Genomic DNA, 18,746 nt, shown 5'->3' with positions numbered 1-18,746 from the left:
TTAACCTTGTAAAGACCAGGCTTTGCCACCGGTAGCTTCATTAACATCAATACAACCTTTTTGACCTCCGGGAACCGGGTTATAAGCCAGTATAGTTTCGCCTACCAGTTCACTATTTTTATAAGCCCAAACTGCTTTGGCTCTTAATCCGGCAAGTGCGCTATAAGCCAGTTTTTGCTCTTTGTTATAACCCTGACGGTCTTCAGGTTTGGTTTTTAAATATTTGGCCAATAGGGCATCATATGCTTCGGTTTTTAGATCGGAGATCTGGAATTCCGGATCTTTGCCTTTAGTTAATTCGCCAACTACAGTTTCAATTTCCTTTTTAAACTTGGTTTGTTCTTTTTCTTCATACGATTTAAAAGCAAGCAGATCGATAAATTCCGGAACATTTACTTCCAGGGCCCCCGGAGTTTTTTCTGTTTTTGGAAGGATGAGGTCCACTAGATTCTTTACAACAATACCCTGATCTATAGATAAAAATTGAGGGACCCATTTTTCAACTTCGGTGGTACAGCTTTGTAATATGCTTAAAGCACTTGGTGCCATGGCAGCATATCCTAAAGATAATCCTATATTTTTTAGTGCATCTCTTCGTTTCATGAATTCTGTGCTTTAAATTGTTTAATAGCATGACTGGCAGCTCTGGCAGTAAGTGCCATATAAGTGAGTGACGGATTTTGACAACCCGATGAGGTCATACAGGCGCCATCGGTAACATATACATTTGGTACCGTATGAATTTGGTTATACTTGTTCAGTACAGATGTCTTCGGATCTCTTCCCATTCGGGCAGTTCCCATTTCATGAATACCAATACCGGGAGCAGCAACTTTATTTCTGATAACAATATCTTTACAACCTGCTTTTTCCAACATATCCACGGCTTGATTGATCATGTCTTTGCGCATGGCATATTCATTCTCTTTCCATTCGGCATCAAAGGTAATGGTTGGTAAGCCCCATTGATCCAATTTATCGTAATCCAATGTCATTTTATTGTCATGATATGGTAAGCATTCGCCAAACCCTCCTAAAGCTAAACGCCATCCACCGGGTTCGAGTATTTTTTCTTTGAATTCGGCACCATATGCTAATTCTTTAATCGTTTCGGAATAGTCCCCTCTGCTACCTTTTCCCTGGTAACCATAACCTCTCAGGAAGTTTTTATTTTCAGTGACTTTATCGCCCAGGTTAACAAACCGGGGAATGTAAAGCCCGTTAGGTCTTCTCCCGGAATAATATTTATCTTCAAACCCGTCAAGGCTTCCTGAAGCTCCCGCCCCTAAATGGTGATCCATAATATTATGCCCCAATTCACCGGAATCATTTCCTAATCCGTTAGGAAATCTGTCCGATTTTGATTGCATTAATATGGAAGCCGATGCCATGGCAGAGGCACAAACAAAAATAATATCCGCTTTAAATTCTAACTTTTCTTTGGTCTCTGTATCAATAACCTTGACACCACTTGCTTTTTTCTTATCAGCATCGTAGATGATTTGATAAGCAATAGAGTTATGCCTTAAGGTCATGTTGCCCGTGCGTTCGGCCGCAGGTAATGTAGATGAGTTACTACTAAAGTACGCTCCAAATGGACAACCACGACTGCATCTGTTGCGATACTGACATTTACTTCTGCCTTCCCTGGGTTTGTCACTCGTGATATGCGCTACACGCCCAATGGTTAAAAGACGTCCGTCATCAAATTCTTTGGAAAGACTTTCTTTTAAATGCTCTTCTGCGCAATTAAGCTCCATGGGCGGTTCAAAAACACTATCTGGTAAATGTGGTAAACCTAAGGCTTCACCACTAACACCAATGTATTCTTCTACATAACTGTACCAGGGCACTAAGTCTTTATAACGAATGGGCCAATCTACACCGTGCCCGTCGCGTTTGTTGGCACCAAAATCCAAATCACTTAAACGATAACTTTGTTTACCCCACATAATGGAGCGTCCACCAACGTGATAACCACGCATCCAATCAAAACGTTTAGCTTCATTATAAGGATGATCGATATCATCAACAAACCAATGCTTAACTTCATTTTTTACCGTATAACCGGTTCTGGCTTGTTTAAGTTGTCTTGCTTTCTCTTCGGGTGTGGTATTCCCTCTTAGTTCCTGATCCCAGGGGTCGAGATTCATAGTTGGGTAATCTTCTATATGTTTTACCATTCTACCTCGCTCCAAAACCAGGGTTTTAAGGCCTCCTTCACATAGTTCCTTGGCAGCCCAACCTCCTGTAACACCGGTGCCAATAACTATAGCATCGTATTTCTCTTTTACTTCTTCCATAAATAGTTTAATTCCTTTGTTTATAAAGACCAGGCTCTTCCATTGGTGGTTTCTTCTAAAGAAATACACCCCTGGTAAACCCCGGGAACGGGATCGTAAGCTAAAACACTTTCACCTATTTCTTCCGATGTGCAATATCCAAAAATGGCATAATATCGAACGGTTAACAGAAATTTATAGATGTGATAGGTTTCGGCTTCATTCTCCGGAACGTTCTTTACATTTAGTTTTTGTTGGTTTATTATTTTTTTTGACTCCGCTTCCGAAAGATCGAAATAAGAATTTAAAATTACACTAAAATCTTCTTTTTTAACATCAGATATGGGTTTGTTTAGGTCTTGTATAGTCTTTTTTGAAAAAAGTTCAGCGCCTTTTTTAAATTGTTTCTTATTTGACTCTGATTCGATATCAAGAAACATAAGGTCTATAAACTGGGGGATATTAACATCGAGTGCGCCCGGAAGCTCTGTTTTGGGTAACATGATATCAACCAGGTGCGTAACCATGTGTTTCTCATCTTCTGATAGAAATAGTGGTATCCAGGTTTCAGTCTTTGCGGTACAAGATGAAAGTATGTTTAAAATAGCAGGCGTAGCTACGGCGTACCCTATACCGGCAGTTAAATTCTTTAAAGCGGTTCTTCTGTCCATAAGCCTAACTGTTTTTATTCTTTTTGAATTGTTTGGCGGCATGATTAGCAGCACGCGCTGTAAACGCCATGTAAGTGAGTGATGGATTTTGACACGCCGATGAGGTCATAAAAGCACCATCAGTTACATACACGTTTTTACAGGTGTGTACCTGGTTGTACTTGTTTAACACAGATGTTCTAGGGTCATGACCCATACGAGCCGTTCCCATTTCGTGTATACAAGCTCCGGGTATAGCTTTCCCCAGGTAGCCTCTAACATTTTTATAGCCTGCTGCCTTTAGCATGGCAACGGCTTGATCACGCATATCTTCACGCATTTTTAATTCGTTCTCTTTAACTTCAGCATCAAAGTCGATGGTAGGTAGACCCCATTCATCTAACTTATCGTAATTAAGAGTCATTTTATTGTCATGATACGGTAAACACTCACCAAAACCACTCATGCCTACGGTCCAGGGACCGGGTTTTAAAATTTTATCTTTTAAATCTTTTCCAAAACTTAATTCGGCAATAGCATGTTGCCAATTGGTTCTACTCGCACCACCCTGGTACCCATAACCGCGAACGAAGTCTTTTTGCTCAGTTTTTTTATCACCTAAATTTCTAAACCTTGGGATGTAGAAACCGTTAGGGCGTTTACCTTTATAATATTTATCTGTGTAACCATCTACTTCTGCTGAAGCTCCAACGGCATAGTGGTGGTCCATTAAATTGTGACCGAGTTCCCCGGAATCATTACCTAATCCGTTAGGGAACCGTTCTGATTTGGATTGCATTAAAATGGCTGTAGACGCTATGGCCGAAGCACAGCAAAAAATGATATCAGCTTTAAAGAATAATTTCTCTTTGGTTTCTGCATCAATAACTTTTACACCTGTTGCCTTTTTGAGTGAGTCATCATATACAATTTCATGCACGATAGAGTGCGGTCTTAAAGTCATATTTCCGGAGCGTTCTGCAGCAGGTAGCGTACAGGAATTGCTGCTAAAATAACCACCAAAAGGACAGCCACGAATGCATCGGTTACGGAACTGACATTTACTTCTTCCTTCATGTGCTTTGTCTCCGGTTATATGTGCCACACGCCCAATAGTTAAAAGGCGTCCGTCTTCAAAGTTGCTGGCAATGTTTTCCTTTAAATCCTCCTCCACACAATTAAGCTCCATTGGTGGCTCTAGTTTTTGATCCGGAAGTTGAGATAATCCTAAATTTTCTCCTGAAACTCCTATATATTCTTCAACTTTGTCATACCAGGGTGCTATATCTTTATAGCGCACGGGCCAGTCTACGCCATGACCGTCTTTTTTGTTTGCTTCAAAATCCAGGTCGCTTAACCGGTAAGATTGTTTACCCCACATGATGGAACGACCGCCAACATGATAGCCTCTTAGCCACAGGTATTCTTTGGTTTCATTGTAAGGGTGTTTTAGGTCGTCTACAAACCAGTGTTTGGTTGCTGGCCCGGTCAAGGCACCATTCCAAAGTTTACTTTGTTTGTGTTGGTTTTTTATGTCGTCCGGGTGTTGTTTTTCACGATGTTTAAAATCCCAGGGATCCATATACATGGTTGGGTAATCATCAATATGTTTAACCATCCGCCCGCGTTCTAACACCAACGTTTTCAGGTCGTTTTCGCAAAGTTCTTTTGCTGCCCAACCCCCACTAACACCAGTTCCGATTACAATTGCATCGAATTGTTCTGAGCTTTCTGTGACTGAATTACTATTCATGAAAATTGAAATAAACTATAAATTAGAATGTGATAAAGAAATATATCTAAAATTGCTAAAAGCGTTGAAAATAGCAATAATTTTTATATTAAGTGGAAAAATAGCTATTTTGCACTATAATAATGTTTAAAATATTTCAGTGAAAATAAACGTACAAGAAATTGAACCTTATGAAGCCGATGGTGTGGTGTACCATGCGGATACCTGTCTGCCGTTAATTGATGCCTATGAGCGAAAAAAATTAAAGTTCAAAGCGCTTGCCAGACACACCTATCCCGGTGACAGGTTAGATGAAAACACACTTGGGTTAAACAGTATTGGTTATTGGGATGCCAATGAACCTCAGGATTGGGGGTTGGATTGGCATAGGAATGAGGGTATTGAATTTCATTTCCTGGAGTCCGGGACCATGCCTTATGCCCAGGAAAATAAGGAAGTTTTATTAACACCAAATCACTTGACCATTACGCGTCCGTGGGAGGCACACAAAGTAGGGGACCCCCATATTGGCATGGGTAAATTTTACTGGGTTATTATTGATTTGGGGGTGCGCAGGCCACATCAGGAATGGGTTTGGCCGGATTGGATTACCTTAACTAAAGATGACTTGTCCAGGCTTACCACTATTTTAAGGCATAACGAGAAGTCTATTTTGAAGACAGACCAACGCGTCAGAGATTGTTTTAAGCGGATTAACGCAGCTGTAAATACTGATAAAAATGGTAGCAATGCTTCAAAGATCCGTTTGTTAGTAAACTACCTTCTCATTCTTCTTTTGGATATTTTAGATAATGAAAATATTGAATTGAATGAATCATTAACAGATAGCTCCCGAAGTGTTAAATACTTCTTGAAGGAATTGGATAAGAATTTAGCCGAAAATTGGACCATTGAACAAATGTCACAATCTGCAGGTGTTGGGTTGACCAGGTTTACGCATCATTGTAAGCAATTAACTAACTTAACGCCAATGCGTTATCTGACGATGCGGCGTTTGGAAATGTCTAAAAAGATCCTTCGCAAAAACGACTATTTAACCGTTAGTGAAGTGGCTTATATGTGTGGGTTTACCACCAGCCAATATTTTTCTACGGTATTTAAAAAGCACGAAAAGTGTTCGCCTAATGAATACAGGAGGTTGCATTGTGTTGATGAGTCATTAACGGCGTATCCGGAAATTTAGAAGTTATGTTTAAATTCTTTCACTGAATAAAAATAAACACCGGATAGATTTTATTTGTATATTTTCACGTGTTTACCAATAATAACTAACTAATAGGATGAAACGACGTGATTTTATATATAAGGCTGGTCAAACCGGATTAGCCTTATCAGTACTTGGTTTGGCCTCTTGTAAAAATTCTTCAAAAAAAACCGGTGAAGTGGTTGAAACAGAACCTCTTGTAAAAGAAGATCCTGCTTTGTTTTTTAAAATTTCTTTAGCGCAATGGTCGCTTCACAGGGCTTTAAAAGGTGGTCAAATGGATAATTTGGATTTTGCTGCTAAAGCCAGAAGTTTTGGCTGTGAGGGTATTGAGTATGTTAATCAATTCTTTAAGGATAAAGCTAAAGATACCGCTTATTTAAAAGAAATGAATTCCAGAGCCGATACTGAGGGGCAACAAAACGTATTGATTATGATTGATGGTGAAGGTGCTTTAGCACATGCTGATGAGAAAAAAAGATTGAAGGCTATTGAGAACCATTACAAGTGGGTAGAGGCCGCACACTTTTTAGGTTGTCACGCCATACGTGTGAATTTAGCCGGAGCAAATGATTATGATGAGGGTATTAAAGCAGGCATTGATTCTTTAACCAGGTTATCAGACTTTGCAAAAGGTTCAGATATTAATGTGTTGGTAGAAAACCATGGAGGATTCTCATCTAATGGTGCTTGGATGCATAAGGTGTTTTCACAAGTGAAAAATGAGAATTGCGGAACATTGCCGGATTTTGGTAATTTCTGTATAAAAAGAGAAGATGGCAAATGCTCAGAGATGTATGATAAGTATAAAGGTATGAAAGAGTTGTTGCCGTTTGCCAAAGCGGTAAGTGCAAAGTCTCATGTTTTTGATACGGATGGCAACGAAACTAATATAGATTATCACCGCATGATGAAGATGGTTAAAGAAGTTGGGTATACCGGTTTTGTGGGGATTGAGTTTGAAGGAAGTGATGTGTCTGAAGACAAAGGAATAGAGCTAACTAGAGATTTGCTAATTAAGGTTGGCAAACAACTATCATAAATTACTAACTAAACTAAATATTTATTATGGAGCATATTAATAAGAACAGGTTATTCGTAGCGTCCTGTATTTCGCTGATAGTAACAGCAATGACTTTCGCAATTCGTGCGGGAATCTTAGGTCAGTTGGGAACAGATTTTCAATTATCGGATACCGAATTAGGTTGGGTTAACAGTATGGCCTTTTTAGGCTTCCCGATAGCTACCATTTTTGGAGGGCTTGTGTATAACTCACTTGGTGCCCGAAAATTGATGATTATTGCCTTTGTATCACATATTCTGGGGTTATTGTTAACCATTTTTGCCGGAGGTTTCTGGACATTGTTAATCTCCACGTTCTTTATTGGTTTTGCTAATGGTTCGGTTGAAGCTGCCTGTAACCCGCTTATTGCAGATATGTATACTGATAACCGAACTACGATGTTGAATAAATTTCATGTATGGTTCCCGGGAGGTATTGTAATAGGAGCTTTAGTGTCTAAGTTTATGACTGACTTTGGAATGAGCTGGCAGCTGCAAATTGCAAGTATGATAATTCCAACTTTAATTTACGGATTCTTATTCTTAGGTCAGAAATTCCCAAAAAGCGAAAATATCGAATCTGATACTAAAGTGAACTTAAAAAGTTTACTGTCGCCATTATTCATTTTTATGGTGATCTGTATGACGCTTACGGCAACCACTGAATTAGGGACTCAGCAATGGGTTGAAAAAATTCTTGGGAATTCCGGAGCCAGTCCTATGTTAATTTTGGCTATGGTTACCGGTTTGATGGCGGTAGGACGCTATTTTGCAGGCCCCATTATCCATAAGTTAAACCCTCCAGGCGTGTTATTTGCTTCGGCTATCATTTCTGCTATAGCTATTTATTTAATGAGTTCTGCTACCGGCGGTATGGTATACGTAGCTGCTATTTTATTTGCTGTTGGAGTTTGTTATTTCTGGCCAACTATGATTGGGTTTGTCAGTGAATATACGCCTAAGACAGGTGCTCTGGGGATGTCCTTAATTGGTGGAGCAGGTATGTTTGCAACCAGTATTTGGCAACCGGTTATTGGCTCCTGGTTAGATAAAGCCAAGGCAACAGCTTTGGATGCCGGAGCTTCGGTAGAGCAGGCAGAATTGATGGCAGGACAGGAAACCTTGAGTAACATTGCCATTTTTCCAATGGTTTTAGTAGTACTGTTTGGGATCCTTTATACGCAAAGAAAGAAACTTGAGGCAAACCGCATTTAGTTTATAAATCTTAAAGTAAAATTTTAAAATAAAATATGTCAAGAAAATTAAGAATGGGAATGGTCGGTGGCGGCACCGGCTCATTCATTGGTGATGTGCACCGAAGAGCAGCGTCTATTGACGGAATGATCGATTTGGTTTGTGGTGCTTTTAGCAGTAGTGCCGAAAAATCGATTGCTTCCGGAAAAGCATTGTATCTGAATGAAGATAGGTGTTATGGAAGTTTTGAGGAAATGATCATGAAGGAAAAAGAACTTCCCGAGGATGTTCGTATGGATTTTGTAGCTATTGTTACGCCTAACCATATGCACTTTCCACCGGCAAAAATGGCTTTGGAAAATGGATTTCACGTGGTTTGTGATAAGCCAATGACCCTAACCTTAGATGAGGCTGTTGTGTTGGAAAAAATAGTTGAAAAAAGTGGTAAACTGTTCGCTTTAACGCATAACTATACGGGAAATTCGTTGGTGAAACAAGCCAAAGCCATGGTAGATAATGGCGATTTGGGAAAGATCAGAAAAATCCAGGTGCAGTATTTACAAGGTTGGTTGTCAACAGCCGTTGAAGCTACCGGTCAAAAACAAGCTTCCTGGAGAGTAGACCCGAAACGTTCCGGTATTGGAGGTGCTTTAGGTGATATTGGTACGCATGCCGAAAACCTGGTGGAATACATTACCGGATTGAAAATAGATGAATTGGCAGCAGACCTTGGCAGGTTTGGTGAAGGACGCGTTTTAGATGATGATGGAAATGTATTGATAAGAATGGAAAATGGCGCCAAGGGCACCATGTCTTTTTCACAAATTGCTTTAGGTGAAGAAAATAATTTAGCCATAAAGTTGTATGGTGAAAAAGGCAGTTTGGAATGGCATCAGGAAAACCCGAATCAATTAATCACACACTGGTTAGAAGACCCGGTAAAAATCTATACACCTAACGGTAACGATTTATATCCGGAAGCATTGGCGGTTTCCAGAATTCCGGCAGGACACCCGGAAGGGTACCTGGAAGCTTTTGCTACCATTTATAAAAACTTCGCAACGCATTTATTAGCTGTTTTAAACGGAGAAACTATTGAGAACCCGGATTATCCAACCGCTAAAGATGGCGTTAGAGGGATGCAATTTATTTATGCATCGGTAGAAAGTGATAAGAACAATGCCGCCTGGACCAAGCTGGGCTAACTTAACGACTAAAAATAAACTAATCAACAAATATGAAAACAATAAAAGGACCTGCAGTATTTTTAGCCCAATTTGTAGGTAGTGAAGCACCATTCAACGGTTTGGACGGTATGTGTCAATGGGCAGCCGATTTAGGGTATAAAGGCATTCAAATCCCAACATGGGAATCCCATTTAATAGACATTGAGAAGGCCGCTGAAAGTCAGACCTATTGTGATGAGTTGAAGGGAAAAGTAAATTCTTATGGATTGGAGATTACCGAGTTATCAACCCATTTACAAGGACAATTAGTGGCAGTGAATCCTGCTTATGATTCTATGTTTGATGGTTTTGCTCCGGAGCATGTTAGAGGAAACCCTAAAGCCAGAACCGAGTGGGCCATTGATTTTGTTAAAAAATGTGGTACGGCAAGCGGGCGATTAGGCTTAAAAGCACATGCTACGTTTTCAGGAGCTTTAATGTGGCATACCGTGTATCCCTGGCCACAACGGCCAGCTGGATTGGTGGAGATGGGCTTTAAGGAATTAGCAAATCGTTGGACACCGATTTTAGATCATTTCGATGAACATGGGGTTGATGTATGCTATGAGATTCACCCTGGAGAAGATATTCACGATGGTATCACGTACGAACGTTTTTTAGAAGCAACAGGAAACCATTCACGTGCCAATATTCTATATGATCCGAGCCATTACGTATTACAACAATTAGATTATTTATCTTTTATAGATATCTATCATGAAAGAATTCGTTCATTCCATGTAAAAGATGCGGAATTTAATCCAACAGGCCGGCAAGGTGTTTATGGTGGTTATGCCGATTGGAAAGACCGTGCAGGAAGATTCAGAAGTTTGGGTGACGGTCAGGTGGATTTTAAAGGCATATTCACCAAGCTTACCAAATATGAAGTGGATGTTTGGGCAGTGATGGAATGGGAATGTTGTATCAAATCTTCTGAACAGGGAGCCAGAGAAGGTGCGCCATTCATTCAAAAGCATATTATAGAAGCAGCTCAAAGGAGTTTTGATGATTTTGCCGGCGGTGATATTGATGAAGATTATTTAAAAAGTGTTTTAGGAATTTAGTTGAAAAGAATTCCCCGAGGCTCTGCCTCGGGGTTTTCATAGAAATTGTCATCCCGTCCCGATAGCTATCGGGATTCGGGATCTAAGTAACAGTAAATATAGGTTTAACCATGCAGATAAAAGAGTCCCCGGAACAGTTTGATGCCATTATTGTTGGTTCTGGAGCCGGTGGCGGTATGGCAACAAAAATACTGTCAGAAGCCGGGTTAAATATTGCTGTTATTGAAGCTGGACCTTTTTTTGATCCAGCCAACCCTAAAACACGGACCCAACTCAAATGGCCTTATGAGTCACCAAGGAGAGGCGCCTCAACTACCAGGCATTTTGGTGATTTTGATATGGCTTATGGCGGATGGGATATTGAAGGAGAACCCTATACGCATAAGGATGGAACTGAATTTGAGTGGTTCCGTTCCAGGATGTTAGGAGGTAGAACAAATCACTGGGGGCGTATTTCTTTACGTTTCGGGCCAAAAGATTTCAAACGAAAAAGTATTGATGGTTTGGGTGATAATTGGCCTATTTCCTATGAAGATGTAAAACCTTATTATGATAAAGTTGACAAGTTAATAGGGGTATTTGGGAGTAAGGAAAATTTACCTAATGATCCTGATGGGTTCTTTTTACCGGCACCAAAACCACGGTTGCATGAACTCTATTATATTAAAGCAGCCAGAAAAGCGAATGTACCGGTTTACCCTTCAAGACTATCTATTTTAACAAAGCGGATAAATAATGAAAGAGGTGTTTGCTTTTATTGTGGGCAATGTAGCAGATCATGCAGTGTCTACGCCGATTTTTCTTCCGGGTCTTGTTTAATCTTTCCGGCGCAAAAGTCAGGTGGGCAGATCAGGTTGTATACAGATTCCATGGTAAGGGAAGTAGTTACTGATGATTCAGGAAAAGCTACCGGGGTTATTTTTATAAATAAGAATGATCGTAAAGAATATAAACTAAATGCAAAGGTTATTGTGCTTGCGGCATCAGCCTGTAGTACCGCTCGTATTTTATTAAACTCTAAAAGTAAGGTCCATAAGGACGGCTTGGGAAACAGTAGTGGTTTGATTGGCAGGTATTTACATGATTCCACGGGTGCTGATAGGGTTGGGTTTGTGCCGGCCTTGATGGATCGTAAGACTTATAATGAGGACGGTGTGGGTGGTATGCATGTGTATTCGCCCTGGTGGGGAGACAACAAAAAACTCGATTTCCCAAGAGGCTACCACCTGGAGATGTGGGGCGGATTAGGAATGCCATCCTATGGTTTTGGTTTTGGAGTTAATGCATTAAACAAATTTATAGGTGAGAAAGTTGGTGGTTACGGGAATCAGTTGCGAAAGGATGCTAAGAAGTTCTATGGGGCTATAATTGGATTTTCCAGTAGAGGGGAAAGTATTCCTATGGAAAGCAATTATTGTGAAATTGACTCTGATACCGTTGATGAATGGGGAATTCCTGTTTTACGTTTCCATTATAAATGGACGCAGCATGAAAGATTACAGGCAAAACATGCTCATAACACTTTTGAAGAAATATTTGATCATATGGGAGCCATACCATTAGGGGCAAAGCCCGATGCCGAGACTGATTATGGTTTGGCGCCTCCTGGTTCGATCATTCATGAAGTGGGGACAACACGCATGGGGAACGATCCTAAAAAATCGGTTACTAATGAGTATCAGCAATTACATGATGTGGATAATGTATTTATAGTTGATGGCGGCCCGTTTGTATCACAAGCTGATAAGAACCCTACCTGGACCATCATGGCATTGTCGTGGCGAACCTGTGATTATATCGTAAGTGAATTAAAAAAACAAAACATTTAGTAATTTAGTGTCATGAACAGAAGAGACTCCATTAAATCCATACTGTTAGGTTCATTGGCCGGAGGTGTAGCGTTACAAGGTTGCTCTACAGAGGCACCTTCTGATGTTGGGCCTAAAGAAATTACCTTTCCGGATTATGGCAGGACCCCAAAGGAACAATTACGGGATAAGGAGCTTTTAAATAAAGTGTTTTTCAATGAACATGAATTAGCAACCATTGCGGTTTTATGTGATATTATCTTGCCAAAGAGTGAAAATTTTGGATCTGCTACTGATGCTGAGGTGCCTACATTTATCGAGTTTATAGTTAAGGATATTGAAGCCTATCAGTTGCCTCTAAGAGGAGGTATTATGTGGTTGGATAGTTACAGTAATAAGTTATATAATAAAGCATTTATTAGCTGCACAGAACAAGAGCAATACAATATATGTGATCAAATAGCATATCCTGAGGAAACAGAACCTGAATTAAAACCGGGAGAACATTTCTTTACTACTATGCGCAATTTGACGTTAACCGGATATTATACCTCTAAAATGGGAATTGAAGCGCTTGGTTACAAGGGTAATACGGCGAATGTTTGGGATGGTGTGCCTGAGGACGTATTAAAAGATCATGGTTTGGAATATGAAACGGAATGGTTGGCAAAATGTATAGACCAATCCAAACGGGCTGATATTGCTAAATGGGATAATGACGGCTATTTGATTACTTAAATTTTTGAACGCTCAACGGAAGGATTGTATGAATGTTAAATGCCAGTACAGAACTTAGTCAAAGCATGACCTTTAAAAGAAAATAAAAACGAAAACATGAGAACCTTACTTTACATCCTGCTTACTATTGTTGCTTTTTTGTCGTGTAAACAAAAAGAAAATAAAACAGATGAATTAAAAGTTCAGGAGCCTCCGCAAACAGCATGGAAAGTTCTGTTTGATGGCACTTCCTTTGATAATTGGCGTGGGTATTTGAAGGACGACATGCCTTCCGCATGGTCTATTGAAGATGATGCCATGGTACTTATTTCAGCTGATAATTCCGGAAATATTATCACTAAGAATACCTATACCAATTTCATATTATCTTTAGAATGGAAAATTTCAGAAGGTGGTAACAGTGGTATCTTTTGGGGGATACATGAGAACGAAAATTTAGGCCAGCCTTATGAAACCGGACCTGAAATTCAGGTGTTGGATAATGAAAGGCATCCGGATGCTCAGGCAAATCCCAAGTATCATCAGGCAGGTGCTTTATATGACATGGTGCAGCCGTCTAAGGATGTTTGCAAACCGGCGGGTGAATGGAACCTATGTGAAATACAGATTGACCATTTAAAAAATTATGGTTCTGTGACCTTAAATGGAACAAAGATCGTGGAATTCCCGGTACACGGACAAGCGTGGGATGCGTTGGTTGCAAATTCAAAATTTAGCGATTGGAAGCATTTTGGGAACTATCATACGGGACATATTGGGTTACAGGATCACGGTGATAAAGTATGGTATAGAAATATTAAAATTAAAGAATTGTAAAACGTATGAATAAGCTATTTGTTAGTGTTTTAGCACTGGGACTTTCCTTTATGGTTTGTAAAGGGCAGGAGAAAAAAGAGCAATTGATAGACCCAAAACTTACCGAAGTATGGGAGCCTAAAGTACCTAAGGTCACTCCCGGTAAAGACCATACGGCTCCAAGTGATGCCATTGTATTATTTGACGGTTCTAATTTTGATAACTGGATTAATGGTAAGGGAGCAACTGCAGAGTGGACATTAAATGCAGATGGCTCTATGACCGTGAAGCCCAAAACAGGCGGTATTAGAACCAAACAAACCTTTGGTAGCATGCAGTTGCATATTGAATGGCGATCGCCTGAAAAAGTGGAAGGTAAAAGCGGTCAGGGACTTGGTAACAGTGGTGTGTTCATTCAGGGGCGTTATGAAATTCAGGTATTAGATAATAATGATAACGAAACCTACTCTAATGGCCAGGTAGGGTCTGTTTATAAACAATCCATTCCATTAGCTATGGCATCCGTTCCAACAGGCGCGTGGAATAGTTACGATATCATTTACCATCAGCCCGAGTTTGATGAACAAGGAAAAGTTACAAAAAAAGCTACCATTACCGTTCTGCACAATGGGGTTTTGATACAAGACCATTTCGAAATTCAGGGGCCTACAGTTTACAGAGGCGAACCAAGCTATAAAGCTCATGGTAAAGGCCCTATTTTTTTACAAGATCACGGTGATTTAGTGAGTTACCGTAACATTTGGATAAGAGAATTAAATTAAGAGAATACAACTTTAATAAATTGAAAGCGCGGTAATTACTGCGCTTTTTTAATACGAAAACTTAGGATTGATTACATTTTTTAAAATAAATCAATCAAAAAAAAGCATTTTCAATAATTTTTTAAAAAACTAACATGGTGTGTGCAGGTTTTTAAAAATAAAATTATAGTTTTACCTCATGAAAAATTTAAAAAGTAAAATACGTTGTACTACTCCCGGTTTGCCCCCGCGCCGTCGCCGCTGCATTTAATATGCCCTAAAGTAAACCTAAAAACGTAATTTTAAATTTTTTCAAAGTGTCCAAAATTTTTTTCATAGCATTTCAAAATAAAGTTAATTCCATGATAATTAACAGCTACTTTGTACGCCGCTTTTTCCCGCGTCGCCCGTAAGGGTATGCAATAATTTATTGAATCAGGTGCGTCCGGTTCAGCTTCCAGGAAAAGTAAAATCATAGACATTCAATTAAAGGAAAAAGATGAAGGTTGTTATAGCCGATAAAACACATATTAAATACGCCCGGAACATTAGCGAAACCATTGCAGAATCAGCATCGGTCAGAGGTACGGGAATTGCTAAACGTACACCGGAGTACATTGCTTCTAAAATGGAGAATGGTAATGCCGTTATTGCGTTGGATGGTGATACCTTTGCCGGCTTTTGTTACATTGAAAGATGGGGCCATGGTAAATTTGTAGCCAACTCAGGACTCATTGTGCATCCGGATTACAGAGGGCAGGGTTTAGCTAAAAAGATCAAACTAAAAGTATTTGCACATTCCAGGGCGAAATTCCCCGATGCCAAAGTATTTAGTATCACTACCGGATTAGCGGTCATGAAAATGAATAGTGATTTAGGTTATAAACCGGTAACGTTCTCAGAGTTAACAGACGACCAAACTTTTTGGGATGGTTGCCAGACCTGTAAAAATTACGATGTGTTAACCAGAACAAATCGTAAAATGTGTTTATGTACCGGCATGCTGTTCGATCCTGAAAAAATAGGACAGGAAGAAGAGCCAAAACCCATTAAAGAAAAAGTATTTAAAAGATTAAAAAGAATAAAACAAGCCTTGTTTTTAAGAAAAAATAATAAAACAAACACATGAAAAAGTTAGTAATAGCATATAGTGGCGGATTAGATACATCGTATTGCGCGGTGAGTTTATCAAAAGAATATGAAGTGCATGCGGTAAGTGTAAACACGGGAGGCTTTACACAGGAAGAGATTAATGATATAGAGACCAAAGCCTATAAAATGGGTGTAACTACCTATAAAAATGTAGATGCCATAGCAACCTTTTACCAAAAGGTGGTAAAATATTTAATTTTCGGAAATGTATTAAAGAATAATACCTATCCATTATCGGTGAGTGCAGAACGTATTATTCAGGCCATAGAGATTGTTGAATATGCCAAAAGTATTGGAGCAGAATATATTGCGCATGGTAGTACCGGCGCAGGTAATGACCAGGTAAGGTTTGATATGATCTTTCAAACCCTGGCGCCTGGTATTAAGATCATCACACCCATTAGAGATCAAAAATTAACAAGGCAGGAAGAGATTGATTATTTAAAATCAAATGGTATTGATATGTCCTGGGAAAAAGCGCAGTATTCAATCAATAAAGGCTTGTGGGGAACCAGTGTTGGAGGGGCAGAAACGTTGACTTCCGAAAAACCTTTACCGGATGAAGCGTATCCTTCTCAATTAAAACACGCTGAAGATGAAAAAGTAAAACTGACTTTTGAAAAAGGGGAATTAGTAGCCGTAAATGGTATTGAAAATGCACCTGAAGTTAATATTGAAGTGTTAAATAACCTGGCATCTGTGTATGCCATTGGAAGAGACATCCATGTGGGAGACACCATTGTGGGTATTAAAGGTAGAGTAGGGTTTGAAGCTGCAGCTGCTTTAATTACCATAAAGGCACATCATTTATTAGAGAAGCATACCTTAACCAAATGGCAATTACAGCATAAAGAATATTTATCCAGTTTTTATGGTATGCATTTACATGAAGGTCAGTATTTAGATCCCGTGATGAGAGATATGGAAGCCTTTTTACAGAACAGCCAGGATAAGGTAAGTGGTGATGTATTTGTAACTTTAAAGCCTTATCATTTCTCATTGGACGGTATTAGCTCAGAACATGATTTAATGAGTGCCAAGTTTGGAAGTTATGGAGAAGAGAATAAAGCGTGGACAGCTGATGATGCAAAAGGATTTATCAAAATTCTTGGAAACCAGAATAAAATATATCAACAGGTAAACTCAAAGTAATGATACAGGTAGGAATCATAGGAGGTGCCGGTTATACGGCAGGAGAGTTAATCAGATTGCTGATTGCTCATCCGGAAGCAGAGATTGATTTTGTGTTCAGTACCAGTAATGCCGGCAACCGGATTAGTAAAGTGCACCAGGATCTGGTGGGCTCTTTAGATAAGACGTTTACGGATACCGTGAACCCTAATGTAGATGTGTTGTTTTTATGTTTAGGTCACGGGAATTCAGTTAAATTTTTAGAAAATAATACATTTTCCGAAAACACTAAAATTATTGATTTAGGAAATGATTTTAGATTAGAAGCAGATAAAATGTTTGATGGTAAAACCTTTGTTTATGGTTTACCGGAATTACAAAAAGAAGCTATAGAACAAGCAAACTATATTGCAAATCCGGGGTGTTTTGCTACAGCCATTCAATTAGGTTTGTTACCATTGGCAGATGCAGGCTTGCTAAATCAGGATGTGCATATCAATGCGGTGACGGGAGCTACCGGAGCGGGAACCTCATTATCAGCTACAACACATTTTACGTGGAGAGATAATAACTTTTCGTATTACAAACCATTTACACATCAGCACTTGGGAGAGATCAATCAATCGGTAAAACAGTTACAGGAGAATTTCGATTCCGATATTTTGTTTATGCCAAACAGGGGGAACTTCTCTAGAGGGATCTTTGCAACCATTTATACCGGTTTTGAAGGGTCGGTAGAGGATGCTAAAGTCATTTATAAGGACTTTTATAAAGATGCCGCTTTTACATTTGTGAGCGATGACCAGTTGCACTTAAAACAGGCAGTTAACACTAACAAGTGTTTGATCCATTTGCACAAACACAATGGTAAATTGTTGGTGACCAGCATTATTGATAATTTATTGAAAGGAGCATCCGGGCAAGCCATTCAGAACATGAATTTAATGTTCGGATTGGAAGAAACAACAGGATTACATCTAAAAGCTACGTATTTTTAGCCTCCCTTAACCCCTCCAAAGGAGGGGGAAAGAATGTTTATAGGATTTATTGAAAAGAAATGATAACAATTAAAAAAACATAGTTCCTTAATTCCTCCCCTTCGGGGAGGTTAGGAGGGGCTTATAGAAATTATGAAAATAGCCATTATAGGAACCGGAAACTTAGGAAGCTCCATAGCAAAAGGGTTGATCAATAATAAGTCATTTACGTCTTTGTATTTAAGTGATAAGAATACCTCAGCTGTTTCGCAATTTGAAGATGAAGACTATGTAACTATAACCAACTATAATAAAGAAGCGGTTATGAACTCTGATTTGGTAATTTTCGCATTGCAGCCCAGACACGTAGAAGGCGTATTGAAGGAAGTGGCATCTGAAATTACCAAAAAGCATTTAATCATGTCGGTAGCTGCAGGATTTGCCATTTCAAAGATTGAAAGTGTGATTGGTGCGGATAAACATATTATTCGTGTGATGCCCAATACGGCTATTTCCATAGGAAAATCCATGACCTGTTTATCGGCTAACGACGTGGGGGAAGAAAAAATTGAATTGGCTCAGAAAATATTTAATCAGTTAGGAACTACCATGGTTATTCCGGAAGAGCAGATTCAGGCGGCCACAGTGATTTGTGCCAGTGGTATTGCCTTTTGGATGCGTTTGGTACGTGCCACTACACAAGGTGCTATCCAATTGGGCTTTGAAGCTGAAGAAGCTCACGAATTGGCATTGCAAACCTGTTACGGCGCAGCCAGTTTATTGAAGGAATCCGGTAGACACCCGGAGGCTGAGATCGATAGGGTAACCACGCCAAGTGGATGTACCATTGAAGGATTGAATGAAATGGAGCACCAGGGATTAAGTTCATCCTTGATCAAGGGGATCAATGCTTCATTCGAAAAAATTAATCAAATTAAAAAGAGTTAAA

17 protein-coding genes are annotated in these 18,746 nt (G+C 39.5%); 13 read left to right on the top strand and 4 right to left on the bottom strand.

Going from position 1 to position 18,746, the window contains the following annotated elements:
• Genes Q0983_RS13190 through Q0983_RS13175 form a run of 4 tightly spaced genes read right to left on the bottom strand, consistent with a single transcriptional unit; the run spans nucleotide 1 to nucleotide 4,685 of the window.
• Nucleotides 1-603 (bottom strand): gluconate 2-dehydrogenase subunit 3 family protein, encoded by a 603-nt coding sequence (locus Q0983_RS13190; RefSeq protein ID WP_299554019.1) that lies wholly within the window; start codon nucleotides 601-603, stop codon nucleotides 1-3.
• Entirely contained in the window at nucleotides 600-2,303 is a 1,704-nt protein-coding gene (locus Q0983_RS13185; protein WP_299554017.1) for a GMC family oxidoreductase, read from the bottom strand. The genes Q0983_RS13190 and Q0983_RS13185 overlap by 4 nt, the downstream gene beginning before the upstream one ends.
• Before the next feature lie 20 nt (nucleotides 2,304-2,323).
• Nucleotides 2,324-2,953 (bottom strand): gluconate 2-dehydrogenase subunit 3 family protein, encoded by a 630-nt coding sequence (locus Q0983_RS13180; protein ID WP_299554015.1) that lies wholly within the window; start codon nucleotides 2,951-2,953, stop codon nucleotides 2,324-2,326.
• Nucleotides 2,954-2,957: 4 nt separating this feature from the next.
• On the bottom strand, nucleotides 2,958-4,685 hold the full coding sequence (locus tag Q0983_RS13175) for a GMC family oxidoreductase (protein WP_299554013.1): 1,728 nt from the start codon (nucleotides 4,683-4,685) through the stop codon (nucleotides 2,958-2,960).
• Between the two features lie 139 nt (nucleotides 4,686-4,824).
• On the opposite strand from Q0983_RS13175, the gene Q0983_RS13170 reads away from it, so the two are divergent.
• From Q0983_RS13170 to proC, 13 genes are all read left to right on the top strand, one after another.
• Complete coding sequence (locus Q0983_RS13170; protein ID WP_299554011.1) at nucleotides 4,825-5,868, top strand: AraC family transcriptional regulator; 1,044 nt, start codon at nucleotides 4,825-4,827, stop codon at nucleotides 5,866-5,868.
• A gap of 97 nt (nucleotides 5,869-5,965) precedes the next feature.
• Entirely contained in the window at nucleotides 5,966-6,931 is a 966-nt protein-coding gene (locus tag Q0983_RS13165; RefSeq protein WP_299554009.1) for a sugar phosphate isomerase/epimerase family protein, read from the top strand.
• Between the two features lie 26 nt (nucleotides 6,932-6,957).
• On the top strand, nucleotides 6,958-8,166 hold the full coding sequence (locus tag Q0983_RS13160; protein WP_299554007.1) for an MFS transporter: 1,209 nt from the start codon (nucleotides 6,958-6,960) through the stop codon (nucleotides 8,164-8,166).
• A 35-nt stretch (nucleotides 8,167-8,201) separates the two neighbouring features.
• Nucleotides 8,202-9,350, top strand: a complete 1,149-nt coding sequence (locus Q0983_RS13155; RefSeq protein ID WP_299554005.1) for a Gfo/Idh/MocA family oxidoreductase — start codon at nucleotides 8,202-8,204, stop codon at nucleotides 9,348-9,350.
• Between the two features lie 32 nt (nucleotides 9,351-9,382).
• Entirely contained in the window at nucleotides 9,383-10,435 is a 1,053-nt protein-coding gene (locus Q0983_RS13150; RefSeq protein WP_299554003.1) for a sugar phosphate isomerase/epimerase, read from the top strand.
• A 110-nt stretch (nucleotides 10,436-10,545) separates the two neighbouring features.
• Nucleotides 10,546-12,264, top strand: a complete 1,719-nt coding sequence (locus Q0983_RS13145; RefSeq protein ID WP_299554001.1) for a GMC family oxidoreductase — start codon at nucleotides 10,546-10,548, stop codon at nucleotides 12,262-12,264.
• A 12-nt stretch (nucleotides 12,265-12,276) separates the two neighbouring features.
• Complete coding sequence (locus Q0983_RS13140; protein ID WP_299553999.1) at nucleotides 12,277-12,981, top strand: gluconate 2-dehydrogenase subunit 3 family protein; 705 nt, start codon at nucleotides 12,277-12,279, stop codon at nucleotides 12,979-12,981.
• A gap of 96 nt (nucleotides 12,982-13,077) precedes the next feature.
• The gene (locus tag Q0983_RS13135) at nucleotides 13,078-13,797 is read left to right on the top strand and encodes a DUF1080 domain-containing protein (protein WP_299553997.1); all 720 of its coding nucleotides are present in this window, start codon (nucleotides 13,078-13,080) and stop codon (nucleotides 13,795-13,797) included.
• A 5-nt stretch (nucleotides 13,798-13,802) separates the two neighbouring features.
• Nucleotides 13,803-14,558 carry a DUF1080 domain-containing protein gene (locus Q0983_RS13130; RefSeq protein ID WP_299553995.1) on the top strand — a complete coding sequence of 252 codons (756 nt, stop codon included), beginning with the start codon at nucleotides 13,803-13,805 and terminating at the stop codon, nucleotides 14,556-14,558.
• Nucleotides 14,559-15,036: 478 nt separating this feature from the next.
• Nucleotides 15,037-15,666, top strand: coding sequence for a GNAT family N-acetyltransferase (locus Q0983_RS13125; protein ID WP_299553993.1), 630 nt, complete (start codon nucleotides 15,037-15,039; stop codon nucleotides 15,664-15,666).
• Nucleotides 15,663-16,841, top strand: a complete 1,179-nt coding sequence (locus Q0983_RS13120; RefSeq protein ID WP_299553991.1) for an argininosuccinate synthase domain-containing protein — start codon at nucleotides 15,663-15,665, stop codon at nucleotides 16,839-16,841. Before Q0983_RS13125 ends, Q0983_RS13120 begins: the two co-directional genes overlap by 4 nt.
• Nucleotides 16,841-17,818, top strand: coding sequence for an N-acetyl-gamma-glutamyl-phosphate reductase (gene argC / locus Q0983_RS13115; RefSeq protein ID WP_299553989.1), 978 nt, complete (start codon nucleotides 16,841-16,843; stop codon nucleotides 17,816-17,818). The genes Q0983_RS13120 and argC overlap by 1 nt, the downstream gene beginning before the upstream one ends.
• Before the next feature lie 132 nt (nucleotides 17,819-17,950).
• On the top strand, nucleotides 17,951-18,745 hold the full coding sequence (gene proC / locus Q0983_RS13110) for a pyrroline-5-carboxylate reductase (RefSeq protein WP_299553987.1): 795 nt from the start codon (nucleotides 17,951-17,953) through the stop codon (nucleotides 18,743-18,745).
• Nucleotide 18,746: the final 1 nt, after the last annotated feature.

Source organism: Seonamhaeicola sp., from assembly GCF_028281565.1.
Taxonomy (GTDB): domain Bacteria; phylum Bacteroidota; class Bacteroidia; order Flavobacteriales; family Flavobacteriaceae; genus Seonamhaeicola.
The sequence above is the reverse complement of the archived record's forward strand: the minus strand, read 5'-3'. Positions and strand labels throughout refer to the sequence as shown.

Coding starts and splice junctions, on each gene's coding strand:
- Q0983_RS13175 (WP_299554013.1), bottom strand. CDS start 4,685: ATGAATAGTAATTCAGTCACAGAAAGCTCAGAACAATTCGATGCAATT.
- Q0983_RS13160 (WP_299554007.1), top strand. CDS start 6,958: ATGGAGCATATTAATAAGAACAGGTTATTCGTAGCGTCCTGTATTTCG.
- Q0983_RS13140 (WP_299553999.1), top strand. CDS start 12,277: ATGAACAGAAGAGACTCCATTAAATCCATACTGTTAGGTTCATTGGCC.
- Q0983_RS13190 (WP_299554019.1), bottom strand. CDS start 603: ATGAAACGAAGAGATGCACTAAAAAATATAGGATTATCTTTAGGATAT.
- argC (WP_299553989.1), top strand. CDS start 16,841: ATGATACAGGTAGGAATCATAGGAGGTGCCGGTTATACGGCAGGAGAG.
- Q0983_RS13130 (WP_299553995.1), top strand. CDS start 13,803: ATGAATAAGCTATTTGTTAGTGTTTTAGCACTGGGACTTTCCTTTATG.
- Q0983_RS13135 (WP_299553997.1), top strand. CDS start 13,078: ATGAGAACCTTACTTTACATCCTGCTTACTATTGTTGCTTTTTTGTCG.
- Q0983_RS13185 (WP_299554017.1), bottom strand. CDS start 2,303: ATGGAAGAAGTAAAAGAGAAATACGATGCTATAGTTATTGGCACCGGT.
- Q0983_RS13145 (WP_299554001.1), top strand. CDS start 10,546: ATGCAGATAAAAGAGTCCCCGGAACAGTTTGATGCCATTATTGTTGGT.
- Q0983_RS13155 (WP_299554005.1), top strand. CDS start 8,202: ATGTCAAGAAAATTAAGAATGGGAATGGTCGGTGGCGGCACCGGCTCA.
- proC (WP_299553987.1), top strand. CDS start 17,951: ATGAAAATAGCCATTATAGGAACCGGAAACTTAGGAAGCTCCATAGCA.
- Q0983_RS13120 (WP_299553991.1), top strand. CDS start 15,663: ATGAAAAAGTTAGTAATAGCATATAGTGGCGGATTAGATACATCGTAT.
- Q0983_RS13150 (WP_299554003.1), top strand. CDS start 9,383: ATGAAAACAATAAAAGGACCTGCAGTATTTTTAGCCCAATTTGTAGGT.
- Q0983_RS13165 (WP_299554009.1), top strand. CDS start 5,966: ATGAAACGACGTGATTTTATATATAAGGCTGGTCAAACCGGATTAGCC.
- Q0983_RS13180 (WP_299554015.1), bottom strand. CDS start 2,953: ATGGACAGAAGAACCGCTTTAAAGAATTTAACTGCCGGTATAGGGTAC.
- Q0983_RS13125 (WP_299553993.1), top strand. CDS start 15,037: ATGAAGGTTGTTATAGCCGATAAAACACATATTAAATACGCCCGGAAC.